This is a genomic window from Streptomyces sp. MI02-7b (genome assembly GCF_033793585.1).
Lineage (GTDB): Bacteria > Actinomycetota > Actinomycetes > Streptomycetales > Streptomycetaceae > Actinacidiphila.
In genome coordinates, this window is sequence record NZ_JARAWX010000021.1 from 135,251 (window position 1) to 156,325 (window position 21,075).

The 21,075-nt window shown below is 72.9% G+C and carries 20 protein-coding genes; 11 read left to right on the top strand and 9 right to left on the bottom strand.

Annotated elements, in window-relative coordinates:
- Nucleotides 1-35 precede the first annotated feature (35 nt).
- On the bottom strand, nt 36-1,166 hold the full coding sequence (disA, locus tag PV364_RS30115) for a DNA integrity scanning diadenylate cyclase DisA (protein ID WP_319663590.1): 1,131 nt from the start codon (nt 1,164-1,166) through the stop codon (nt 36-38).
- Nucleotides 1,167-1,232: 66 nt separating this feature from the next.
- Nucleotides 1,233-2,621, bottom strand: a complete 1,389-nt coding sequence (gene radA, locus PV364_RS30120; RefSeq protein WP_319663592.1) for a DNA repair protein RadA — start codon at nt 2,619-2,621, stop codon at nt 1,233-1,235.
- A gap of 247 nt (nt 2,622-2,868) precedes the next feature.
- Here radA and PV364_RS30125 point away from each other — a divergent pair, with 247 nt between their 5' ends.
- On the top strand, nt 2,869-4,563 hold the full coding sequence (locus PV364_RS30125; protein ID WP_319663593.1) for a BACON domain-containing protein: 1,695 nt from the start codon (nt 2,869-2,871) through the stop codon (nt 4,561-4,563).
- On the opposite strand, the gene PV364_RS30130 is transcribed toward PV364_RS30125, so the two are convergent.
- Nucleotides 4,560-5,405: a hypothetical protein gene (locus tag PV364_RS30130; protein WP_415924621.1), complete on the bottom strand. Its 846-nt coding sequence runs from the start codon at nt 5,403-5,405 to the stop codon at nt 4,560-4,562. The genes PV364_RS30125 and PV364_RS30130 overlap by 4 nt on opposite strands.
- A gap of 101 nt (nt 5,406-5,506) precedes the next feature.
- Between PV364_RS30130 and PV364_RS30135 the strand changes: the two genes are divergently transcribed.
- The 4 genes from PV364_RS30135 to ilvD all read left to right on the top strand — a co-directional run bounded on the left by PV364_RS30135 (nt 5,507) and on the right by ilvD (nt 10,084).
- Complete coding sequence (locus tag PV364_RS30135) at nt 5,507-6,445, top strand: Ppx/GppA phosphatase family protein (protein ID WP_319663594.1); 939 nt, start codon at nt 5,507-5,509, stop codon at nt 6,443-6,445.
- Between the two features lie 144 nt (nt 6,446-6,589).
- Nucleotides 6,590-7,393, top strand: coding sequence for a sugar phosphate isomerase/epimerase (locus PV364_RS30140; protein WP_319663622.1), 804 nt, complete (start codon nt 6,590-6,592; stop codon nt 7,391-7,393).
- Nucleotides 7,393-8,103 (top strand): TetR family transcriptional regulator, encoded by a 711-nt coding sequence (locus PV364_RS30145; RefSeq protein WP_319663595.1) that lies wholly within the window; start codon nt 7,393-7,395, stop codon nt 8,101-8,103. Before PV364_RS30140 ends, PV364_RS30145 begins: the two co-directional genes overlap by 1 nt.
- A gap of 127 nt (nt 8,104-8,230) precedes the next feature.
- Entirely contained in the window at nt 8,231-10,084 is a 1,854-nt protein-coding gene (gene ilvD / locus PV364_RS30150) for a dihydroxy-acid dehydratase (RefSeq protein WP_319663596.1), read from the top strand.
- Nucleotides 10,085-10,121: 37 nt separating this feature from the next.
- Here ilvD and PV364_RS30155 read toward each other — a convergent pair whose 3' ends face one another.
- Complete coding sequence (locus PV364_RS30155; RefSeq protein WP_319663597.1) at nt 10,122-12,317, bottom strand: serine/threonine-protein kinase; 2,196 nt, start codon at nt 12,315-12,317, stop codon at nt 10,122-10,124.
- A 123-nt stretch (nt 12,318-12,440) separates the two neighbouring features.
- On the opposite strand from PV364_RS30155, the gene PV364_RS30160 reads away from it, so the two are divergent.
- The 3 genes from PV364_RS30160 (at nt 12,441) to PV364_RS30170 (ending at nt 14,057) form a co-directional block, all read left to right on the top strand.
- Nucleotides 12,441-12,758, top strand: a complete 318-nt coding sequence (locus PV364_RS30160) for an SH3 domain-containing protein (RefSeq protein WP_319663598.1) — start codon at nt 12,441-12,443, stop codon at nt 12,756-12,758.
- A 141-nt stretch (nt 12,759-12,899) separates the two neighbouring features.
- On the top strand, nt 12,900-13,205 hold the full coding sequence (locus PV364_RS30165) for an SH3 domain-containing protein (RefSeq protein ID WP_319663600.1): 306 nt from the start codon (nt 12,900-12,902) through the stop codon (nt 13,203-13,205).
- Nucleotides 13,206-13,268: 63 nt separating this feature from the next.
- Nucleotides 13,269-14,057, top strand: a complete 789-nt coding sequence (locus tag PV364_RS30170; RefSeq protein WP_319663601.1) for a class I SAM-dependent methyltransferase — start codon at nt 13,269-13,271, stop codon at nt 14,055-14,057.
- On the opposite strand, the gene PV364_RS30175 is transcribed toward PV364_RS30170, so the two are convergent.
- The 4 genes from PV364_RS30175 to PV364_RS30190 form a co-directional block, all read right to left on the bottom strand.
- Nucleotides 14,054-14,530 carry a hypothetical protein gene (locus tag PV364_RS30175; protein WP_319663602.1) on the bottom strand — a complete coding sequence of 159 codons (477 nt, stop codon included), beginning with the start codon at nt 14,528-14,530 and terminating at the stop codon, nt 14,054-14,056. The genes PV364_RS30170 and PV364_RS30175 overlap by 4 nt on opposite strands.
- Nucleotides 14,531-14,690: 160 nt before the next feature.
- Nucleotides 14,691-16,175, bottom strand: a complete 1,485-nt coding sequence (locus PV364_RS30180; RefSeq protein ID WP_319663603.1) for a SulP family inorganic anion transporter — start codon at nt 16,173-16,175, stop codon at nt 14,691-14,693.
- A complete protein-coding gene (locus PV364_RS30185) occupies nt 16,172-16,300 on the bottom strand; it encodes a hypothetical protein (RefSeq protein WP_319663604.1) in 129 nt (42 codons plus the stop codon). The genes PV364_RS30180 and PV364_RS30185 overlap by 4 nt, the downstream gene beginning before the upstream one ends.
- Before the next feature lie 178 nt (nt 16,301-16,478).
- Nucleotides 16,479-16,841, bottom strand: a complete 363-nt coding sequence (locus PV364_RS30190; RefSeq protein ID WP_319663605.1) for a hypothetical protein — start codon at nt 16,839-16,841, stop codon at nt 16,479-16,481.
- 181 nt (nt 16,842-17,022) lie between these two features.
- On the opposite strand from PV364_RS30190, the gene PV364_RS30195 reads away from it, so the two are divergent.
- The 3 genes from PV364_RS30195 (at nt 17,023) to proC (ending at nt 19,441) form a co-directional block, all read left to right on the top strand.
- Nucleotides 17,023-17,829: an ABC transporter ATP-binding protein gene (locus PV364_RS30195; RefSeq protein WP_319663606.1), complete on the top strand. Its 807-nt coding sequence runs from the start codon at nt 17,023-17,025 to the stop codon at nt 17,827-17,829.
- A complete protein-coding gene (locus PV364_RS30200) occupies nt 17,826-18,563 on the top strand; it encodes an ABC transporter permease (protein ID WP_319663608.1) in 738 nt (245 codons plus the stop codon). The genes PV364_RS30195 and PV364_RS30200 overlap by 4 nt, the downstream gene beginning before the upstream one ends.
- A 68-nt stretch (nt 18,564-18,631) precedes the next feature.
- The gene (gene proC / locus PV364_RS30205; protein ID WP_319663609.1) at nt 18,632-19,441 is read left to right on the top strand and encodes a pyrroline-5-carboxylate reductase; all 810 of its coding nucleotides are present in this window, start codon (nt 18,632-18,634) and stop codon (nt 19,439-19,441) included.
- A 54-nt stretch (nt 19,442-19,495) separates the two neighbouring features.
- Here proC and trpS read toward each other — a convergent pair whose 3' ends face one another.
- Nucleotides 19,496-20,494, bottom strand: a complete 999-nt coding sequence (trpS, locus tag PV364_RS30210; protein WP_319663610.1) for a tryptophan--tRNA ligase — start codon at nt 20,492-20,494, stop codon at nt 19,496-19,498.
- Between the last annotated feature and the right edge of the window lie 581 nt (nt 20,495-21,075).

The following is a 21,075-nucleotide window of genomic DNA, read 5'->3' on the forward strand; positions in this document are numbered from 1 at the left end:
CGGGGCATTCCGGGCGGCGGGCGCCGGACCGGCCGTCAGACGTAGCGCTCCAGGATCGAGGACTCCGCCAGGCGCGACAGGCCCTCGCGGACGGAGCGGGCGCGGGCCTCGCCGACACCGTCGACGGTCTGCAGATCGTCCACGCTGGCCGCCAGCAGCTTCTGCAGCCCGCCGAAGTGCTCCACCAGGCGCTCCACGATCGTGTTCGGCAGCCGCGGCACCTTGGCCAGCAGCCGGTAGCCGCGCGGCGACACCGCGGAGTCCAGCGCCTCGGGGGAGCCGGCGTAGCCCAGCGCCCTTGCCACGGTGGGCAGTTCGAGGAGCTCGCCCTGCGGGAGCGAGTCCAGCTCGGACAGCGCCTCGCTGACCGTGCGGCTGCGCTTGGCGGTCGGCTCGGGCACGTAGTCGCGCACGACGAGCTCGCGCTCGGGCTCGACGCCCGCGATCAGCTCGTCCAGCTGGAGCGAGAGCAGCCGTCCGTCGGTGCCCAGCTCGACCACGTACTCCGCGATCTCGGTGGCGATGCGGCGCACCATCTCCAGGCGCTGCGCGACCGCGGTGACGTCACGGACGGTGACCAGGTCCTCGATCTCCAGGGCGGAGAGCGTGCCCGCGACCTCGTCCAGCCGCAGCTTGTAGCGCTCCAGGGTGGCCAGCGCCTGGTTGGCGCGGGACAGGATCGCCGCGGAGTCCTCCAGGACCCGGCGCTGACCGTCGACGTACAGCGCGATCAGCCGCATCGACTGGCTGACGGAGACGACCGGGAAACCGGTCTGGATGGAGACCCGCTGCGCGGTGCGGTGCCGGGTGCCGGTCTCCTCGGTGGGGATCGCGGCGTCCGGGACGAGCTGGACACCGGCCCGCAGGATCTTGGTGATGTCCTTGTCGAGGATGAGGGCGCCGTCGAGCTTGCACAGCTCGCGCAGGCGCGTCGCGGAGAACTCGACGTCCAGGACGAAACCGCCGGTGCACAGCGACTCGACGAGCTTGTCCATGCCCAGGACGATCAGGCCGCCGGTGTTGCCGCGCAGGACCCGTTCCAGGCCGTCGCGCAGGCTGGTGCCGGGTGCCACGGCGCTCAGGGAGGCGCGCATCAGGCTGTCAGTACCGGAGCCCTCGCGACCCCAGGCTTTGCCGGGAGCTGCCGCCCGGTCATTGGCTGCCACTGCTCTCCTCCGGTCGTACGGATGCCCGGATGGGCGAGACCAGGGCAAAGTTTACCGTCGGAAGGCTCACGGACGGGGGGCCCTCTTGGGCAGGACGCGCAAGGCGTCCCCTATGTCCGTCACCTCCGTCACCTTCATCCCCGCCGGAATCCGGCCCGGGTCCGGCGGAACGAGGGCGTGGGTGAAGCCCAGCCGGGCCGCCTCGGCGAGCCGCCGCTGCACGCCGGTGACCCGTCTGACCTCGCCCGCCAGGCCCACCTCGCCCACGGCGACCAGGTTCTTCGGCAGCGGGGTGTCGATCGCGGCACTGGCCAGCGCCAGGGCCACGGCGAGGTCCGCGGCGGGCTCGCCGAGCTTCACGCCGCCGACGGTGGCGGTGTAGATGTCCTGCTTGCCGATCGACCGGATGCGGCCGCGCTGCTCCAGCACCGCCAGCATCATCGACACGCGCGAGGTCTCCAGGCCGGAGGTCGTACGGCGCGGCGAGGGGATCTGGGTGTCCACGGTCAGCGCCTGCACCTCGGCGACCAGCGGGCGCTTGCCCTCCAGCGTGACCGTCAGGCAGGTGCCGGGCACCGGCTCGTCGCGCCGGGTCAGGAACAGGCCCGAGGGGTCGGTCAGGCCGGTGATGCCCTCGTCGTGCAGTTCGAAGCAGCCGACCTCGTCGGTGGCGCCGTAGCGGTTCTTGATCCCCCGGATCAGCCGCAGGCGGGCGTGCCGGTCGCCCTCGAAGGACAGCACCACGTCCACCAGGTGCTCCAGCAGCCGGGGCCCGGCGATCGCTCCGTCCTTGGTGACGTGGCCGACGAGCAGCGTCGACATGCCGCGCTCCTTCGACGCCCGGATGAGCGCGCCGGCGACCTCGCGGACCTGGGCCATGCCGCCGGGGGCGCCGTCGATCTCCGGCGAGGCGATGGTCTGGACCGAGTCCAGGACGAGCAGCGAGGGCTTGACGTCGTCCAAGTGCGCCAGCACCGCCGAGAGGTCGGTCTCGGCGGCGAGGTAGAGGTCGTCGGACAGGGCGCCGATGCGGTCGGCCCGCAGCCGCACCTGCGAGGCGGACTCCTCACCGGTCACGTAGAGCGTGCGCGCCTCGGGCCCGGCCGCCTTCGCGGCGACGTCCAGCAGCAGCGTCGACTTGCCGACGCCGGGCTCGCCCGCCAGCAGCACCACCGCGCCGGGGACCAGCCCCCCGCCCAGCACCCGGTCCAGCTCCGGGACGCCCGTGCTGCGCGCGGTCGCCTGGCGGCCGTCCACCTGGCCGATCGGCTTCGCCGGTGTCGTGACGCGGCCCGCGGCGGTCGTGCGCACCGGCGAGGCGCCGCCGTACTCCTCGATCGTGCCCCACGCCTGGCACTCGCCACAGCGGCCGAGCCACTTGACGGTCGTCCAGCCGCACTCAGTGCAGCGGTAGGACGGTCGGTCCTTTGACGCGGGGCGAGTCCGGGCAGCCATGCCGTGCACGGTATCGGTAACCACTGACAGCGCGGCCGTCCCGGGGACGCCGTCGTCCGCCGCCGTCCCGCCGCCGTTCTGCCGCTGCCCCCCGATTCCCGCCGCGGAGCGCTCGCGCACACGGCCGATCCATCGCCCCGGAGGGTGATCGGGGTGTGCTCTTTCGGGCGGGATCACCACCCAATTGGGTTAAAGCCCGCCGTGACGGCTGAGGGTGTACGGACCGTGGGCCTACCGTCACGGAGTGATGAGCAGCAGGCCTGAGACACCCTCGCAGACAACCGGCGCGCACCGCCGACACCGCGCGCCGGTCCAGCGCGGCCGCGCCGCGGCGGGCGGCGGGACCGGCCCGGCGGCGGGGCGGCGCCGGCTCCGGCCGAACGGCACGCTGCCCTCGCAGCCGCCCGCCCACTACGAGCCGTACCTGGACGGGCTGTTCACCTACTGCCTGTCGGTGCTGTGCGAGCACGACGCCGCGGCCGTGGCCGTCGGCGACGTGCTGGCGGTCGCCGAGCGGCAGCGTGCCCGGCTGCGCAACCCCGAACTGCGCCGCCCCTGGCTGTACGCGCTGGCCCGCTGGGCCTGCCTGCGCACGCTGGCCGACGGCCGCCCGGCGTCGGTGAAGGCCTCCGCCGAGGTGGCCGCCCGGCGCCGCGGCGAGCTGTCGGCGCTGGCCTGGCCGGAGGCGGCCGGCACGACGCCCGAGCAGCGCGAGGTGCTGGAGCTGGCGGTACGCCACCAATTGGCCCCGCACGAGGTCGCGCTGGTCGTCGGCCTGGATCCGGACGCCACCCGGGCGCTGCTCGCGCAGGCCGCCTGCGAGGTGGAGCGGACCCGGGCCGCCCTGGCCGTCGTGGAACTGGGCAACTGCCCGGCGGTCGCCCGGCTCGCCGGGGACGCCCGGGTGCTGCTCGGCACGGCCCTGCGCCGCGAGCTCGTCCACCATGTCGACGTCTGCTCGCACTGCCGGCTGACCGCGGAGCGCGCGGTCGCCGCCGGCCCGTGGCCGGGTCTGGCGACCACCGCGGCGACGGCCGTGCTGGCCACCATCGAGGCCCCGCGCTCGGCCGCGTACGCCGCCCTGCTGCACGCCATGCGCGGCGGCGTCGGGCGCGCCCGCCAGGGTACTCCGCGCTTCGACCGGCGCGGCTTCCCCATGGACCTGAAGGAACGCACCGCGCGCCGCGCCCGGATGCGGCACCGCGCGGTGACCTCCACCGTCGTCGCGGCGGTGGTGGCGGCCCCGGTGCTGGCGCTGTGGGCCGCGTACCACGGGGCGCCGCTGGCCCCGGGCCAGAAGGGGGAGGGTTCCTTCACCGCGGCGGACGGCGACGGGCTGGACGGCTTCCCCTACGAGAAGGCCGGTGCCGCGGGCAGCGCGGAGCGCGGGCGTTCCCAGCGCGGCGGCCATGGACGGCTGTCGGTGTCGGTCGCCTCGGCCTCCCCCGAAGCGCCGGACGCCTCCCCGTCGGCCGGCAGGCACGCTTCGGCGTCGCCGTCGAGCCGTGCCACGAAGGGCGCCGACGCGGACGGCGACCACGGCGGCCGCCCTGCCCACCGTGAGGGACGGCTCGTCGTCGCCGCCCGCACCGAGGGCGACGTGACCGTCATCACGCTCACGGCGGAGGGCGACCGGGCCGTGCGCTGGTCCGCCGCGCGCTCGGCGCCCTGGCTGCACCTCAGCCGGCGGCACGGCATGCTGCGGCCGGGGGACTCCACGACGATCACGGTGTCGGTGGACCGCGACCGGGAGCCGGTGGGCGCGTGGACCGCGCGGATCGTCTTCGACCCCTCGGGCGGTGTCGTCACCATCCACGGGACGGGAACCCCGTCGCAGCCCCCGTCCCCCGACCCCTCGCCCAGGCCGTCCACGTCCCCCACGCCGGATCCCTCGCCGTCCGGCTCGCCCAGCGGCGAGCCCTCCGGATCCCCGTCGTCCTAGTTCGTTGCCCGGCCCTCGCCCTCGCCCGCGCCGGGCCCCGAGGCCGGGTCGGCCGGGTGCGGTGCCATCGGCAGCAGCGAGGCGAGGCGCTGCTCACAGAGCTCGACGAGCGCCGCGTACCCCTGCGTGCCCATGAGTTCGGTCAGTTCCGCGCGGTACGAGACGTAGACCGGGTCGCCCGCGCCGTGCGCCGAGCGCGCGCCGGTGCACCACCAGTGCAGATCGTGGCCGCCCGGGCCCCAGCCGCGCCGGTCGTACTCCCCGATGGAGATCTGCAGCACGCGCGTGTCGTCGGGCCGGTCGATCCAGTCGTACGTCCGGCGGATCGGCAGCTGCCAGCAGACGTCCGGCTTGGTCTCCAGCGGCTCGCGGCCCTCCTTGAGCGCCAGCAGGTGCAGCGCGCAGCCGGCGCCGGCCGCGAAGCCGGGGCGGTTGAGGAAGACACAGGCGCCCTTGTGGCGCCGGGTCTGCCGGTCGCCGTCCTCGTTGACCTCGGCCCAGCCGCCCTTCTCGCCCCCCTGCGCGCCGACGTCGTGGAACTGCCACAGCTCGGGGGAGAGCCGGTCCACGTGCCCGGCCACCCGCTTCTCGTCGTCGTCGTCCGAGAAGTGCGCGCCCAGGGTGCAGCATCCGTCACTCGCGCGCCCCGCTTGGATGCCCTCGCAGCCGCGCCCGAAGATGCAGTTCCAGCGCGAGGTGAGCCAGGTCAGGTCGCAGCGGAAGATCTGTTCGTCGTCGGCCGGATCGGGGAACTCCACCCATGCGCGGGGGAAGTCGAGGCCGACCTCGTCCTCGATGACCGGGTGTTCCTGCCGCTTCGTCGCCTTTTTCGCCTTCGCCACGATGTCAGGGTAAGCATGTGGAGCTTGTTCGGTGGTCACCCGCGCGGCAGCACGCACCCCGCATGTCCCGGGAAACTACCCGGAGCAGTAGGTTTCCGGGCATGAGACTCGGTGTCCTCGACGTGGGTTCCAATACCGTCCACCTGCTGGTCATGGACGCGCACCCTGGCGCGCGTCCGCTGCCCGCCTACTCCCACAAGGCGGAGCTGCGGCTGGCGGAGCTGCTGGACGACCGGGGCGCCATTTGCGAGGACGGCGTCCGGCGGCTGATCTCACAGGTCGCCGAGGCGCTGGTGGTGGCCGAGGACAAGGGCGTCGAGGAGGTGCTGCCGTTCGCGACCTCCGCGGTCCGCGAGGCGGCCAACGGCGACGAGGTGCTGGCGCGGGTGGCCGAGCAGACCGGTGTCGACCTCACCGTGCTCTCCGGCGAGGACGAGGCGCGGCTGACCTTCCTGGCCGCCCGTCGCTGGTTCGGGTGGTCCGCCGGCCGGCTGCTGATGCTCGACATCGGCGGCGGCTCCCTGGAGGTCGCCTACGGCATGGACGAGGAGCCGGTCACCGCCGTCTCGCTGCCGCTCGGCGCGGGCCGGCTCACCAGCGGATGGCTGCCCGGCGACCCCCCGGCCGGCGAGGACGTCCGCTCGCTGCGCAAGCACGTACGGGCCGAGATCGCCCGCACCGTCGCCGCGTTCAGCCGCATCGGGGCGCCCGACCACGTCGTCGGCACCTCCAAGACCTTCAAGCAGTTGGCCCGCATCGCCGGCGCCGCCCGCTCCGCCGAGGGGCTGTACATCCAGCGCACGCTGACCCGCAAGTCGCTCGCCGACTGGGTCCCCCGGCTCGCGGCGATGACCGAGGGTGCGCGCAAGGAGCTGCCCGGCGTTTCGGAGGGCCGCGCCCGGCAGTTGCTCGCGGGCGCCCTCGTCGCGGACGCGGCGATGGACCTGTACGGCGTGACGGAACTGGAGATCTGCCCCTGGGCGTTGCGCGAGGGCGTGATCCTGCGGCGGCTGGACCTCATGGTCAGCGAGCGGGTCTGACCCGCCGGCACCCCGCGCGCCGGGTGTCCGGCGCCGTGTCGATCGCGTCACGTCGACCCGGTGGGATGTGCCGTTCGGCGGACCGGCCGCCGTACGCTGTTCCCCGTGGCAGCCCCTGACCCTGTGGACCCGAACGAACACACCGTGCGCGTACCCGACGCGAAGGTCGCGCTGTCCACGGCGTCCGTGTACCCCGAGTCGACGGCGACGGCCTTCGAGATCGCGGCCCGGCTCGGGTACGACGGCGTCGAGGTCATGGTGTGGACCGACCCGGTCAGCCAGGACGTCGAGGCACTGCGCCGGTTGTCGGACTACCACGGCATCCCAGTGCTCGCGGTGCACGCGCCCTGCCTGCTGATCACGCAGCGCGTCTGGTCGACCGACCCGTGGGTGAAGCTCCAGCGGGCCCGCGCGGCCGCGGAGAAGCTCGGCGCGTCGACGGTCGTCGTCCACCCGCCGTTCCGGTGGCAGCGCGCGTACGCCCGGGACTTCGTCTCCGGCATCTGGCGGATGGCGAACGAGACGGACGTGCGGTTCGCGGTGGAGAACATGTACCCGTGGCGCTACCGCGACCGGGAGATGCTCGCGTACGCCCCCGACTGGGACCCCACCGGCGAGGACTACCGGCACTTCACCATCGACCTGTCGCACACGGCCACCGCCCGTACCGAGACGCTGGAGATGCTCGGGCGCATGGGCGACCGGCTCGGTCACGTCCACCTCGCCGACGGCAGCGGCTCCGGCAAGGACGAGCACCTGGTGCCCGGGCGCGGTACGCAGCCGTGTGCCGAGCTGCTGGAGCGGCTCGCCACCGGCGGCTTCGACGGGCACGTGGTGATCGAGGTGAACACCCGGCGCGCGATGTCCGCCGCCGAGCGGGAGGCCGACCTCGCCGAGGCGCTGGCCTTCACCCGGCTGCACCTGGCCGCCGCGGCGCAGGTGGGCTGATGCCCCGGGCCCCGGAGAACCCGGAGAACCCGGAGAACCCGGACGACGCTGAGCAGCCGGACGACGCCGAGCCCGCAGGACACGCGGCCACCGGGAGGCGCGGCCGCGGCCGCCCCGCCGGAGCGCGGTCGGGCACGGCCGAGACCCGGGACCGCATCCTGGCCGCCGCGCGCGAGGAGTTCTCCGCCCGCGGCTACGACAAGACCTCGATCCGCTCGATCGCCCGGTCGGCCGGTGTGGACGCCGCCCTGGTGCACCACTACTTCGGGGCCAAGGAACAGGTCTTCGAGGCGTCCATCGAGATGACCTTCGAGCCGGCGTTCGGCGTCCCCGACGTGATGGCGGCCGGTCCGGACGGAGTGGGCGAGCGGCTCGCCCGCTTCTTCGTGGGCATCTGGGAGAACCCGGTGACCCGGGCCCCCATGCTGGCCGTGATGCGCTCGGCGGTCACCAACGAGACGGCCGCGAGCGTGCTGCGCGGCATCGTCCTGCGGCGGATGCTTGAGCGCGTGGCGGGGGAGCTGAAGGTCCCCGACCCGCGGCTGCGGGCCGAGCTCGCCGCCTCCCAGATGATCGGCATCGCGATGATGCGCTACGTCATGCGCATCGAGCCGCTGGCGTCGGCGGACATCGAGGAGGTCGTCCGCCTCGTCGCGCCGACGCTCCAGCGCTACCTGGCCGACCCCGATCCCGGCGCCGTCACGGGATGACGGCGCCCCGGTGTGCGAGGCTTCCATTCCGTGGACCTCACGTCCGCAATACGGACACACCGTCGCCGGCGGCGGCCCGGGGCGTACGCTCGAAAGCTCCAGGATGGAAACGTAGGGAGTGGTCCCCGTGCCCGAGCTGAGGTCCCGCACAGTCACCCACGGCCGCAACATGGCGGGCGCGCGCGCCCTCATGCGGGCCTCGGGCGTAGCGAGCGAGGACATCGGCAAGCCGATCATCGCCGTGGCCAACAGCTTCACGGAGTTCGTGCCCGGGCACACGCACCTGCAGCCGGTGGGCCGCATCGTGAGCGAGGCGATCAAGGCCGCCGGAGCCGTGCCGCGCGAGTTCAACACCATCGCCGTCGACGACGGCATCGCCATGGGCCACGGCGGCATGCTCTACTCGCTGCCGTCCCGCGACCTGATCGCCGACTCCGTCGAGTACATGGTCGAGGCGCACTGCGCCGACGCGCTGATCTGCATCTCCAACTGCGACAAGATCACCCCGGGCATGCTGATGGCCGCCCTGCGACTCAACATCCCCACCGTCTTCGTCTCCGGCGGCCCCATGGAGGCCGGCCGCGCGACGCTCGTCGACGGCACCGTGCGCACCCTGGACCTCATCGACGCGATCGCCGACGCCGTCAACGACAAGATCTCCGACGAGGACATCCTCCGCATCGAGGAGAACGCCTGCCCCACCTGCGGCTCGTGTTCGGGCATGTTCACCGCCAACTCGATGAACTGCCTCACCGAGGCGATCGGCCTGTCCCTGCCCGGCAACGGCTCGGTCCTGGCCACCCACACCGCCCGCAAGGGGCTGTACGAGGACGCCGGCCGCACGGTCGTGGACATCACCCGGCGCTACTACGAGCAGGACGACGAGTCCGTGCTGCCGCGCTCGATCGCCACCTTCGAGGCCTTCGAGAACGCCATGGCCCTCGACATCGCCATGGGCGGCTCCACCAACACGATCCTCCACCTGCTCGCCGCCGCCCAGGAGGCGGGCGTCCCCTTCGGGCTGACCGACATCGACGCCGTCTCGCGCCGCGTGCCGTGCCTGGCCAAGGTCGCCCCCAACGTCGCTAAGAACCGCACGTACTACATGGAGGACGTGCACCGGGCCGGCGGCATCCCCGCCCTGCTCGGCGAACTCCACCGGGCCGGCCTGCTCAACGAGGACGTCCACTCCGTCCACTCCCCGTCGCTGGCCGACTGGCTCAAGACCTGGGACGTCCGCGGCGGCTCCCCCTCCGCCGAGGCCGAGGAACTCTGGCACGCCGCACCCGGTTGCGTTCGCTCCGCCGAGGCCTTCTCCCAGTCCGAGCGCTGGGAGGCCCTGGACACCGACGCCGCCGAGGGCTGCATCCGCTCCGCCGAGCACGCGTACTCCAAGGACGGCGGCCTCGCCGTGCTCCACGGCAACCTCGCCGTCGACGGCTGCGTGGTGAAGACCGCCGGCGTCGACGAGTCCATCTGGACCTTCGAGGGACCGGCCGTGGTCTGCGAGTCCCAGGAGGAGGCCGTCGACAAGATCCTCCGCAAGGAGATCACGGAAGGCGACGTCGTCGTCATCCGCTACGAGGGCCCCAAGGGCGGCCCCGGCATGCAGGAGATGCTCTACCCCACCTCCTTCCTCAAGGGCCGCGGCCTCGGCAAGAGCTGCGCCCTGATCACCGACGGCCGCTTCTCCGGCGGCACTTCGGGCCTCTCCATCGGCCACGCCTCCCCCGAGGCGGCCTCCGGCGGCACGATCGCCCTCGTCGAGGACGGCGACCGCATCCGGATCGACATCCCGGGCCGCACCATCGAACTCCTGGTCACCGACGAGGATCTGGCCGCGCGCCGCGCCGCCCTCGGCGGCGTCTACGCCCCCGCGGGACGCGAGCGCAAGGTCTCCCTGGCGCTGAAGGCCTACGCGGCGATGGCGACCAGCGCGGACAAGGGCGCCGTCCGCGACGTCTCCAAGCTCGACGGCTGACCGACCCCGCCGCCGACGTTCTCGACCCCTCCCGCCCTCACCAGCGGGAGGGGTCCTTCGCGTCCACCGCGAACACGGTGCCGTCGGGCGCGGTCGCGAACACCTTGCCGTCGGCGACGACGGGGGAGGGGGGCGACTCCGTGTTCGCCATGACCGTGCCCAGCCGCGGCGAGGTCTGTCCGATGAACGTGCCGCGCTGGGCGTCGACCGCCAGCACCCGCCCGTCGGACGACGAGAAGTAGAGCCGGTCGCCCACCGCGACGGGCAGGGAGCCGTGGCTCACCGAGGACTCCAGACGCCACCGCTGGGCCCGTTCCGCCGGGAGTCCCGGACGAGAGGTGTCGACGGCCACCAGCGCCCCTCCGTATGCGAGCACGTACACCGTGCCGCCCTGTACCACCGCCTGCGCGGCGTCCAGGGGGCCGGTGAGCGGGACACGGCGCAGGGACCAGTCGGCGGTGTCGATGCGCACGACCCCATCGGTGCGCGAGTAGTCGTCCATGGCCGTGAGGAACAGGTCGGTCCCCGAACCTCCGATCGGCGCGAGCTGGCCCTCGAACTGCCGCTGCCGCCGCACGGTTCCGTCGGCCGGGTCCACGACGCTCACCAGCGTGTGCCGGCCGTCGCCCGTGCTCTCGACGGCGTAGAGGGGCCCCGTATCGGCGTACCGGACGAAGAACGGATGCGTGTGGCCGCGCAGCTTCCCGCGCCATCGCTCCTTGCCCGTGACCCCGTCCACGGCGGTCACGACTTCGCTGCGACCACCGAGGAGCACGGTCTCCCCGGTGTCGTAGAACGCGCCCTTGGAGGCGGAGACGTCCAGGGACCAGAGCCTGCCACCAGTGGCCGGGTCGAGACCGTCCAGCCGGTTGCCCTCATCGGCGGTGACGTGGAGAACGCCGCCGTACAGGACGGGGCGGCCCGGTGCGCTGTCAGCACCATGGTCGCCATTCGTTCGGACGGCCCATTGCAACGTGCCGTCGTCGGGGTTCAGCCGCGCCGCTTCGTATCCCTTCCGCGTGCAGTACAGGGCGTTTCCACCGTAGGAGCAGGCGGTCATCCCCCGCGATTGCCCGGCCCCCAACGAGGCCGCGGACCAGGGTTCGAAGACGGCGGCAGGTGCCTTCGGACGAACCTTGCCCGCCTCCGCCTGTCCCGGGGTGCCGAAGTGGCCGAGCGCCGTGAAGGCGCCGACCGCGGCCAGGGCGGTCAGCGCCGCGGCGGCGGCCACTCGCCACCGCTTGCCCTGACGAGACGCGGTTCCGGCGGTGAGGTCGTCCCGCGCCTCGGATGTGGCAGGGCCGCCGGGGCCGTGCTCCGGAAGCGGATGACCATGCCGCGGAGCGAGCCGGGCCGCGATCGGGTACTCGAGGTCGAAGGAGCTGAAGGTCTCGGTGTCGTACGAGGCCGAGATCTCCCTGAGCTCTGTCATCAGGGTGTCCGGGGTCGGACGGTCGTCGGGATTCTTGGCGAGGCACCGTTCGATGAGCGGCCGGAGGTCGGCCGGTATGCCTTCCAACTGCGGCTCTTCGTGAACCACTTGGTAGGCCACGATGTACGGGCTGTCCGAGGTGAACGGGCTCCGCCCTGTCGCCGCGTGGACGAGAACGCTCGCCATGGCGAAGACGTCGGCGGCCGGCCCGACCGATCGCGGCTGCCGGAACTGCTCGGGCGCCATGAAGGGCGGCGTGCCGATGAGCTTGCCGGTCTCCGTGCGGAGGTCGCTGTCGGACGGCCGTGAGATGCCGAAGTCGATCACTTTCGGACCGTCGGCGGCCAGCAGTACGTTGCTCGGCTTCAGGTCGCGGTGCACGACGTCGACGCGGTGAATGTCCCGCAACGCCTCGGCGAGGCCCGCCATCAGGTACCGCACCTGGGCCGGGGCCACCGAACCGTTCCGCTTCACGAACTGGGCGAGCGTGGGGCCGGGGATGTAGAGCGTGGCCATCCAGGGCCGCTCGGCGTCGGGGTCGGCGTCCACGACGGGCGCGGTGAAGGCCCCGCTGACCCGGCGCGCGGCGCCGACCTCCTGGCGGAAACGTGCTCTGAACTCGGGGTCCGCCGCCAACTCTTCGTGCACGACCTTGATGGCCAGACGCATGCCGGAGGTGGAGCGCGACAGGTGCACCACACCCATGCCACCGGCGCCGAGCCGGCTCTCCAGGAGGTACTGCCCCGCGTATTCCGGACGTTCCGCTTCCGGACCCGCGCCGGGCCCGCCCGATGCCGGCATGACCCACCCCCGTGTGTTCGTCCATGGCCGCAACCCACGGAGCCTAACCGATCGTCCTTACGGCGAAGACTCGGATTGCTAGCCTGCACTTGACAGAGCGTAAATGTTCACGGGGGAGGGCCAATGGCCGAGAACAGCCTTGACGTGCCCGCGGAGGCCGGGGGCGCACGCGTCGCGGGGGCCGCGACGACCGGCCTGGTGTACTACCAGGTGGCGCCGGACTGCCGTCTGAATGTCCGAAGCGGCCCCGGGACCAGCTACCAGATCGTCAGGACGCTGCCCACCGACGCCAGGGTGCCGATCTTCTGCCAGACGACGGGCACCAACGTCACCGGTTACTACGGCACGAGCAACATCTGGGACCGCATCGGCCCCGACCAGTACGTCTCCGACGCGTACGTGCACACCGGCAGCGACGGCTTCGTCACGTCCCGCTGCTGACATCGCACCGCCACCGACGACTGGCTGTACGAGGTGCAGCGGTCTCCCGCGGCACCTGACCTTAGTCCCCTTCACGAGGAGCAGGGTGTGTTGAAGACAGGCAAGAAGCGGCGTGGCCTCTTAGCAACGGGCGCGGCCGGCGTGGCCGCAGCGGTGCTCCTGGTGCTGGGAGGGGCGGCCCAGGCAGCGGCGGCCGACGTGATCTACTACCCCGTCGCCCCGGACACGCGCCTGAACGTCAGGACCGGCCCCGGGACGAGTTTCCAGATCGTCAAGATCCTTCCGTACGACGTGCAGGTGCCCATCATCTGCCAGACGCCCGGTACGACGGTCGCCGGCTACTACGGCACCAGCGACATCTGGGACCGGATTGCCCCGGGAGAGTACGTGTCCGATGCCTATGTGCACACCGGCAGCGACGGCTACATAGCCGGCCGCTGCGGCTGAGCCCGGGTGGTGCGGTCCCCCGCCCCAGGGTCGGGGGACCGCACCGCGGGGAAGACAACCGGCATGACCTCACAGCCCACGCACCGCCGCGTGTTCGCCCAGTCGTTCAACGCCGTAGCCGCGCAGTACGCCGCCGCGCGCCCGGGATACCCCGGTGAGATGTTCGACGCCGTCGAGGAGATGGCCGGCCGCACCCTCGCGGGCGCGGTCGTGCTGGACGTCGGGGCCGGGACGGGGATAGCCACCGCGCTGCTGCGGGGGCGCGGGGCGCACGTGACGGCGGTGGAGCCAGGGGCGGGCATGGCGGCGCAACTGCGGGCCGGGCAGCCGGGGGTGCCGCTCGTACGCGGGGACGGGAACGCCCTGCCCTTCGCCGCCGGCGTCGCCGACTTCGTGACGTACGCGCAGGCGTGGCACTGGACGGACCCCGCGCGCTCCGCGCCGGAGGCGGCACGCGTGCTGCGGCCGGGCGGCGCGTTCGCGCTGTGGTGGAACCTGCCGGACACCGACGTGCCGTGGATCGTGCAGCAGGAGGCCCGGCTCGCCGCCCGCGTGCCCGGCCATCACGAGTTCGGCCTGTCCGGCGACGCGGAGAGCGTGCTGCTCTCGCTCGGTCCCGGCCTCGGTCTGAGACCGCTCTCCCGCGTGCTGCGCTGGACCCGCACGGTGCCCGTGGACACGCATCTGGCGATGCTGGGCAGCCGGTCGTACTTCGCCGTGATGGACCCGGACGCCGCCGCCCGCATCCTGGCGGAGGAGCGGAGCGAGCTGCTGGCGCTCTTCCCGGACGGCCTGGTCGTCGAGCCGTACCGGGTCGCGCTGACCGTCGCCGTGAAGGACGGGACGGACTAGCCGGCCCGGCGGGACGCCGCCACCGAGCCGACGACGCCGACGACACCCGCGACGAGCGCCCCGCGCCACAGACCGTCCCAGAGGCTGCCGAAGAAGCCCTCGGAGGTGAGGACCTGGCGCATCACGACGTCGGCGACGAGCAGCATGCCGCCCGGTACCAGCGCCACACGCCACGGGTGCTCGGCCGCCCAGCGGCGGATGCGGCGGTCGGAACGCGGTCCGCGTCCCGTCACCGCCCCCGCGCCGCCGACGAGGAAGAAGAGCATCAGGGCGACGGAGCAGGCCCCGGCGACCACGCCGAACCCGAAGTCGCCACCGACGGCGGACACGGCCAGGGAGACCCCGCCGCCGATGGCGCCGACCGCGGCGGCGGGCCGCCAGGGGCCGAGGGTGGCCGAGGCCAGCGCCAGTTGGCGTTTCTCGCCGCGGGTCACGTCCTGTGACGGACGGGATGGATCGGTAGAACGGCTCATACCGCCACGGTCGCCCGGGGCCGCGCCGGAAGCCATAGGGGATGTCCCTGAGTCGGCCCGGAGCCGGGTGTCAGGGCCGGGACCCGGTCGTGCCGTCGGGATTTCGGGCCGCCGGGATTTCGGGCGGTGGGGCGACCGGGACCCCGGCCGCCCCACGCGCTCAGGCCGGTGCCCGCTGCACTCGCACCGGCGTCACCCCCTCCTCGTTGTGCCGCTCGGCCCAGCCGGCCAGCGCCATGCCGCAGGCGTGGTCAAGGTGCCGCAGCCGCCGCAGGTCGAGTTCCAGGGCCCGGTTCCGCGGCAGCGCCTCCAACTGGTCGAGCAGCTTGGGCAGTCGCAGGAAGGTGGCGTTGCCCAGGACGCGCACGATGAGCGGGCCGCCGCCCCGGTCGTCGATCTCGACGTGGGTGTGGGAGGTCTCCCACGCCGCCTTGACCACGGCCGTCAGCAGCCCGATCAGCACGCCCTCGAACATGTTGGTGACGACGATCGCGACCGCCGTCACCACCAGGACGACCGCCTCGCCCCGGTGTTCCCGCCACAGCGGTACCAGCGCGCGGAACGGGACGAGCTTGCAGCCCGCGTGCACCAGCACGCCCGCCAGGGCCGCGACCGGGATCACGCCGAGCGCGGCCGGCAGCAGCGCGGCGAACAGCAGCAGCCACACCCCGTGCAGCACCCGGGACGCCTTGGTGCGGGCACCCGCCTGGACGTTGGCGGCACTGCGCACGATCACGGCGGTCATCGGCAGGGCCCCGAGCGCCCCGCAGAGGGCGTTGCCCGTGCCCTGCGCGATCAGTTCCTTGTCGTAGTCGGTGCGTGGCCCGTCGTGCAGCCGGTCCACCGCGGCGGCGCTGAACAGGCTCTCGGCGGAGGCGATCAGCGTGAACGCCAGCACCGTGCCGATCACCGACACGCTCGCCAGCTGTGCGAACTGCCCGGCACCCGGCGGCTGTACGGCGTCGAGCAGCCCCCGGACCTCGACCCGGGCGACGGGCAGCCGCAGCAGCACCGCCGCCGCCGTGGCGAGCGCGACCGCGGCCAGCGGCCCGGGCAGCACGCGCGCGGCGCCCGGGATGCGGGGCCACACCACCAGGACGGCGATCGTGCCGGCCCCGAGGGCGAGGGCGGCGAGGGCCGCGCCGGAGCCGGACACATCGCGAGCCAGTCCGGTGACCCCGGTGATCTTGGCAGGGCCGGAGGCGGGGGCCTTGACGTCCGCGAGGGCGTACACCTGCCCGGCGATCAGCACCAGCCCGATCCCGGCGAGCATCCCCTGCACGACGGCGACGGAGATGGCCCGGAACCAGCGGCCGAGTCGCAGCGCCCCCATGAGTATCTGCAGCACGCCCGCGGTGAGCACGAGCACGCCGAGCGCCGGCAGCCCGAACTCCCGGACGGCCTCGAGGACCAGCACGGTGAGCCCGGCCGCCGGGCCGGACACCTGGAGGCTGCTGCCCGGCAGCAGCCCGGTGAACAGTCCGCCCACGATGCCGGTGACGAGGCCGAGTTCGGCCGGTACCCCGGAGGCGACGGCTACGCCCACGCACAGCGGCAGGGCGACCAGGAAGACGACGAGCGAGGCGGTGAGGTCGGCACGCAGCGTCGCGGGCCTGACCGGAACACCCCGGATCCGGCGGCTCACCGGGGGAGGAGGGTGTCGGCGGACGGGACGGGCGCGAGCCCCGGTGCGGGGGCGGCGAAGCAGTCGGGATCGATGACGGGACGTGCCGGCGGGACATCGCGGGCAGCGTCGATGAAGGTCTTCATTACGGGTGGCCTCCATGGCGCCCCGGCGCCCGGCGAGGGGCGGGGGCGTGCGGGGTCGAGCTGTGTGGGGGGTCGGGTGTCCGCGGTGGTGCGCGGACGGCCGCGCGCGCCGGCGGTCCGCAGGACGTCGCCGGAACGGGACGTCAGACGGTGGCGGGCGGCGTCGCGGCCTGGTCCGTCAGCAGCGGAACACCTGCAAGAGGACCGGGAGTTCGCCGGATCTGGTCAGCGGGACGGCCTGGCGTGCCGTGCGGGGCGCCGTGACGGGGGCGGACGTCCGCCCGTCCGCGGTCACGCCCGGATCGTCGGCCGCGGAGCCGGTGCGTGGGGCCGGTGCCGGGACATTGACCGCCCCGGGCACCACCAGGCTCAGGCCGTTGCCCTCGTGGCGGTGGATCAGGCACTGCCGCTGTTCGGCCTGTGCGTACGCGGCGCCGGCTCCCGCCTCGCGTACCGCTGTGGACGCTGGCTCCGCGGCGGCGCAGCCGATGGCGAGGAACAGGGAGAGCAGCAGGCCGGCGCCGACGGCGAGGACACGCACAACTCCCTTGCTCCAGCTCACAGTTGCCCCCGCCCCGAGATGTCGCGGTCTCCATTCTGCCCGGTCGGCCCCTCCATTCTGCAAGCTCTTGAGGTTAACGCAGCGTAAATGATCCGTCACTCGAATGGATGTACCTGTCACTCCTTGACGGGGTGGCCGTCACGGGAGCAGTATTCACCGCATGATGAATAAAGCCGAGGATCCCGCCGCACCGGCCCCGGGTCCCGCCGTCCACGCCGCCGGCCTGACCGTGCTGCGCGGCGGCCGCACCGTCCTGGACGGCCTCGACTTCACCGTCCCGCGCGGTGAGATCACCGGACTGCTCGGCCCCAGCGGCTGCGGCAAGTCGACCCTCATGCGTGCCGTCGTCGGCACCCAGGCCCACGTCACCGGAACCCTCGACGTGCTCGGCCACGCCGCCGGCCACCGCGACCTGCGCCCCCGGATCGGCTACGTGACCCAGGCGCCGTCGGTCTACCTCGACCTGACGATCCGCCAGAACCTCGACTACTTCGCCGCGGTCCTCGGCGGCGACGCCCGCGACCACGTCGACCGGGCCATCGCCGACGTCGACCTCACCTCGCACGCCGGGGCGCTGGCGGGCAACCTCTCCGGGGGACAGCTCAACCGCGTCTCGCTGGCCGTCGCCCTCCTCGGCTCGCCCGAACTCCTCGTTCTGGACGAGCCCACCGTCGGCCTGGACCCCGTCCTCCGCCGCGACCTGTGGAAGCTCTTCCACCGCCTCGCCGCCGAACGCGGCGCCACCCTGATCGTCTCCAGCCACGTCATGGACGAGGCCGAGCGCTGCCACCGCCTGCTCCTCATGCGCGAGGGCCGCATCCTCGCCCAGGGCAGCCCCGACGCACTGCGCTCGCGCACCGGCGCCGCCACCGTCGAGGAGGCCTTCCTCCGCCTCGTCGACGAGGCGTCCGGCCGCACGGCCCCGCACCCCGCGACCCCGAACGAGGCCGAGGAGGCCGTCCGATGAGCACGCACCGCACCCTCGCCACCGCCCGCCGCGTACTGCTCCAGCTGCGCCACGACCCGCGCACGATCGCCCTCATGGTCGTCGTCCCCTGCGTACTGCTCACGCTGCTGTCCTGGGTCTACGACACCAGCCCCCGCACCTTCGACACCGTCGGCGCCTCGCTGCTGGGCATCTTCCCGCTCATCACGATGTTCCTGGTCACGTCCATCGCGACGCTCCGCGAGCGCACCTCCGGCACCTTGGAGCGCCTTCTGTCGATGCCGCTCGGCAAGGGCGACCTGCTGGCCGGGTACGCGCTGGCCTTCGGCGCCATCGCGGTCGTCCAGGCGGTGCTGGCCACCGGCCTCGCCGTCCTCGTCCTCGGCCTGAACGTCACCGGGTCGGCGTGGCTGCTCCTGGTGGTCGCCCTCGCCGACGCCTGCCTCGGCACCGCTCTCGGCCTCTTCGTCAGCGCCTTCGCCGCCAGCGAGTTCCAGGCCGTGCAGTTCATGCCCGCCGTACTGCTGCCACAACTCCTCCTGTGCGGGCTGCTCATGCCCCGCGGCCGGATGCAGCCCGTGCTGGAGGCCGTCTCCAATGTGCTGCCCATGTCGTACGCCGTCGACGGCATGCAGCAGGTCCTCACCCGCACCGACATCACCGGCGACTTCTTCCGCGACCTCGCCGTCGTCGCGGGCAGCGCCGCCATCGCCCTGGCACTCGGCGCCGCCACCCTGCGCCGCCGCACCGCCTGACCCGACGCGCCCGACCGCACCGTGGACAGCGACCCCGCGGCCGCCGTCCCCGGTGCGAAGATGGCCGCATGACCCAGAAAGTCGCCGTGCTCGGCACCGGGAAGATCGGCGAGGCCCTGCTCTCCGGCATGCTCCGCGCCGGCTGGAAGCCGGAAAACCTCCTGGTCACCGCCCGCCGCCCGGCCCGCGCCGAGGAACTGCGCGCCCGCTACGGCGTCGACGCCGTCTCCAACGACGAGGCCGCCAAGACCGCGGACACCCTCATCCTGGCCGTCAAGCCGCAGGACATGTCCGCCCTCCTGGACGAGCTGGCCCCGCACGTCGCCGCGGACCGGCTCGTCATCAGCGCCGCCGCCGGCGTGCCGACCTCCTTCTTCGAGGAACGCCTCGCCGCCGGCATCGCGGTCGTCCGCGTCATGCCCAACACCCCCGTCCTCGTCGACGAGGGCATGTCGGTCATCTCCGCGGGCAGCCACGCGCGGGAGGAGCACCTCGTCCGCACCGAGGGCATCTTCCAGCCGGTCGGCAAGACCCTGCGCATCCCCGAGTACCAGCAGGACGCCGCCACCGCGCTGTCCGGCTCCGGCCCCGCGTACTTCTACTTCCTGGTCGAGGCCATGACCGACGCCGGCATCCTCCTCGGCCTGCCCCGCGCCCAGGCGCACGACCTCATCGTGCAGTCGGCGATCGGCGCCGCCGTCATGCTCCGCGACAGCGGCGAGCACCCGGTCAAGCTGCGCGAGGCCGTCACCTCCCCGGCCGGCACCACCATCAACGCCATCCGCGAGCTGGAGAAGCACGGTGTGCGGCACGCCCTGATCGCCGCGCTGGAAGCCGCCCGCGACCGCAGCCGCGAACTCGCCTCCGGCAACGGCTGACGTCCGGAGGGGACTGCCGCTCCCGGCACCCGGGGCGGCAGTCGCCTCCGCAGCTCACGCGGGAGGCAGCAGCCCGATCGCCCGGTAGGCCGAGTCGACCGTCGGCCGCGCCAGCGCCCGCGCGCGTTCCGCCCCCGTCCGGAGCACCGCGTCCACGTACCCAGGATCGGCCGCCAGCTCCGCGTGCCGCTCCCGCAGCGGCCGCAGCTCCTCGACCACCGCCTCCGCCGTGTCCTTCTTCAATGCCCCGTACGAGTCGTACTCCGCGGCCAGCTGCTGCGGCGACCGTCCCGAACAGGCGGACAGGATCTCCAGCAGGTTCGCCACGCCCGGCCGCTCCTCACGGTCGTACGCCACGTCGTCGCCGCTGTCGGTCACGGCCCGCATCACCTTTCTGCGGACCGCCTCCGGCTCGTCGAGCAGATAGACGATCCCGGGGCCGGTGTCGTCGGACTTCCCCATCTTCGCGGCCGGGTCCTGCAGGTTCATCACCCGCGCCGCCACCGGCGGCAGCACCGCACGGGGCACCGTGAACACCGGTCCGTACCGCTGGTTGAAGCGCTCCGCCAGGTCCCGCGTCAGCTCCACGTGCTGCGCCTGGTCGTCGCCGACCGGCACCTCGTCCGTCCGGTACGCCAGGATGTCCGCCGCCATGAGCACCGGGTACGTCAGCAGCGACAGCCGTACGCTGCCGCCGCGCCGCTGCTCCTGGGCGGCCTTCTCCTTGTACTGGATCATCCGCCGCATCTCCCCGTCCGTGGCGGCGCACTCCAGGAGGTAGGCCAGACGGGCGTGTTCGTCCACATGGCTCTGGACGAACAGGGTGCACACCGCCGGGTCCAGTCCCGCCGCGAGGAGCAGGGTCGCGGCCTGCCGACTGAGCCGGCGCACCCGGGCGGGATCGTGGTCCACCGTCAGTGCGTGCAGATCCACCACACAGAAGAGGGACTCGGCCTGGTGCTGGTTCACCGCGGCCCACTGCCGAACCGCCCCCAGGTAGTTGCCCAGGGTCAGGTGCCCGGTCGGCTTGATCCCGCTGAAGACCCGCGTCATCTCTGTCTCCTCCTGCTGTCGTCCGGCGTGCCGGACCCGTCGATCCGGCGGCCCGCAGGGGAAACGCGAAACGGCCGCCGGAGCGGCGGCCGTTGGGTGCATGCGCAGTGGGGTCGGCCGCCTCAGGCGGCCCACCACAGGTTCGTGTGCGCATGCGTGGTCATGTTCCGACGGTAGCCCTCAAACGCGTGGCCGGCCACAGGTTTGAAGCACGCGAGGGCGTGGTGTAGTGTTCTCTAGCTGCCTCGGACGGGTCACCTTCCAACGGCAGCCACTCACGCCGCCCGGCGGCAACCCAGTACTTCACGACTTCCCTGCGGGGTCGATTTCGGCGTGCCGAAATTCGGTCCGAATGGCTCGATTATGAGTCACGGAGGGAATCCGCTAAAGTAGTGGACACGCCGGAAGGCGCGAAACAAAAACCCCGCTCCAACAGGGGGCCGGAAACGAAGAGCGGAAACGCGAAACGGATCTGGTAAGGTTGGAGACAACGAAGGGAAAGCCCGGAGGGGCCGGTGAAACGGTCTCGAAGGAAGCTTCCGTTCCTTGAGAACTCAACAGCGTGCCAAAAGTCAACGCCA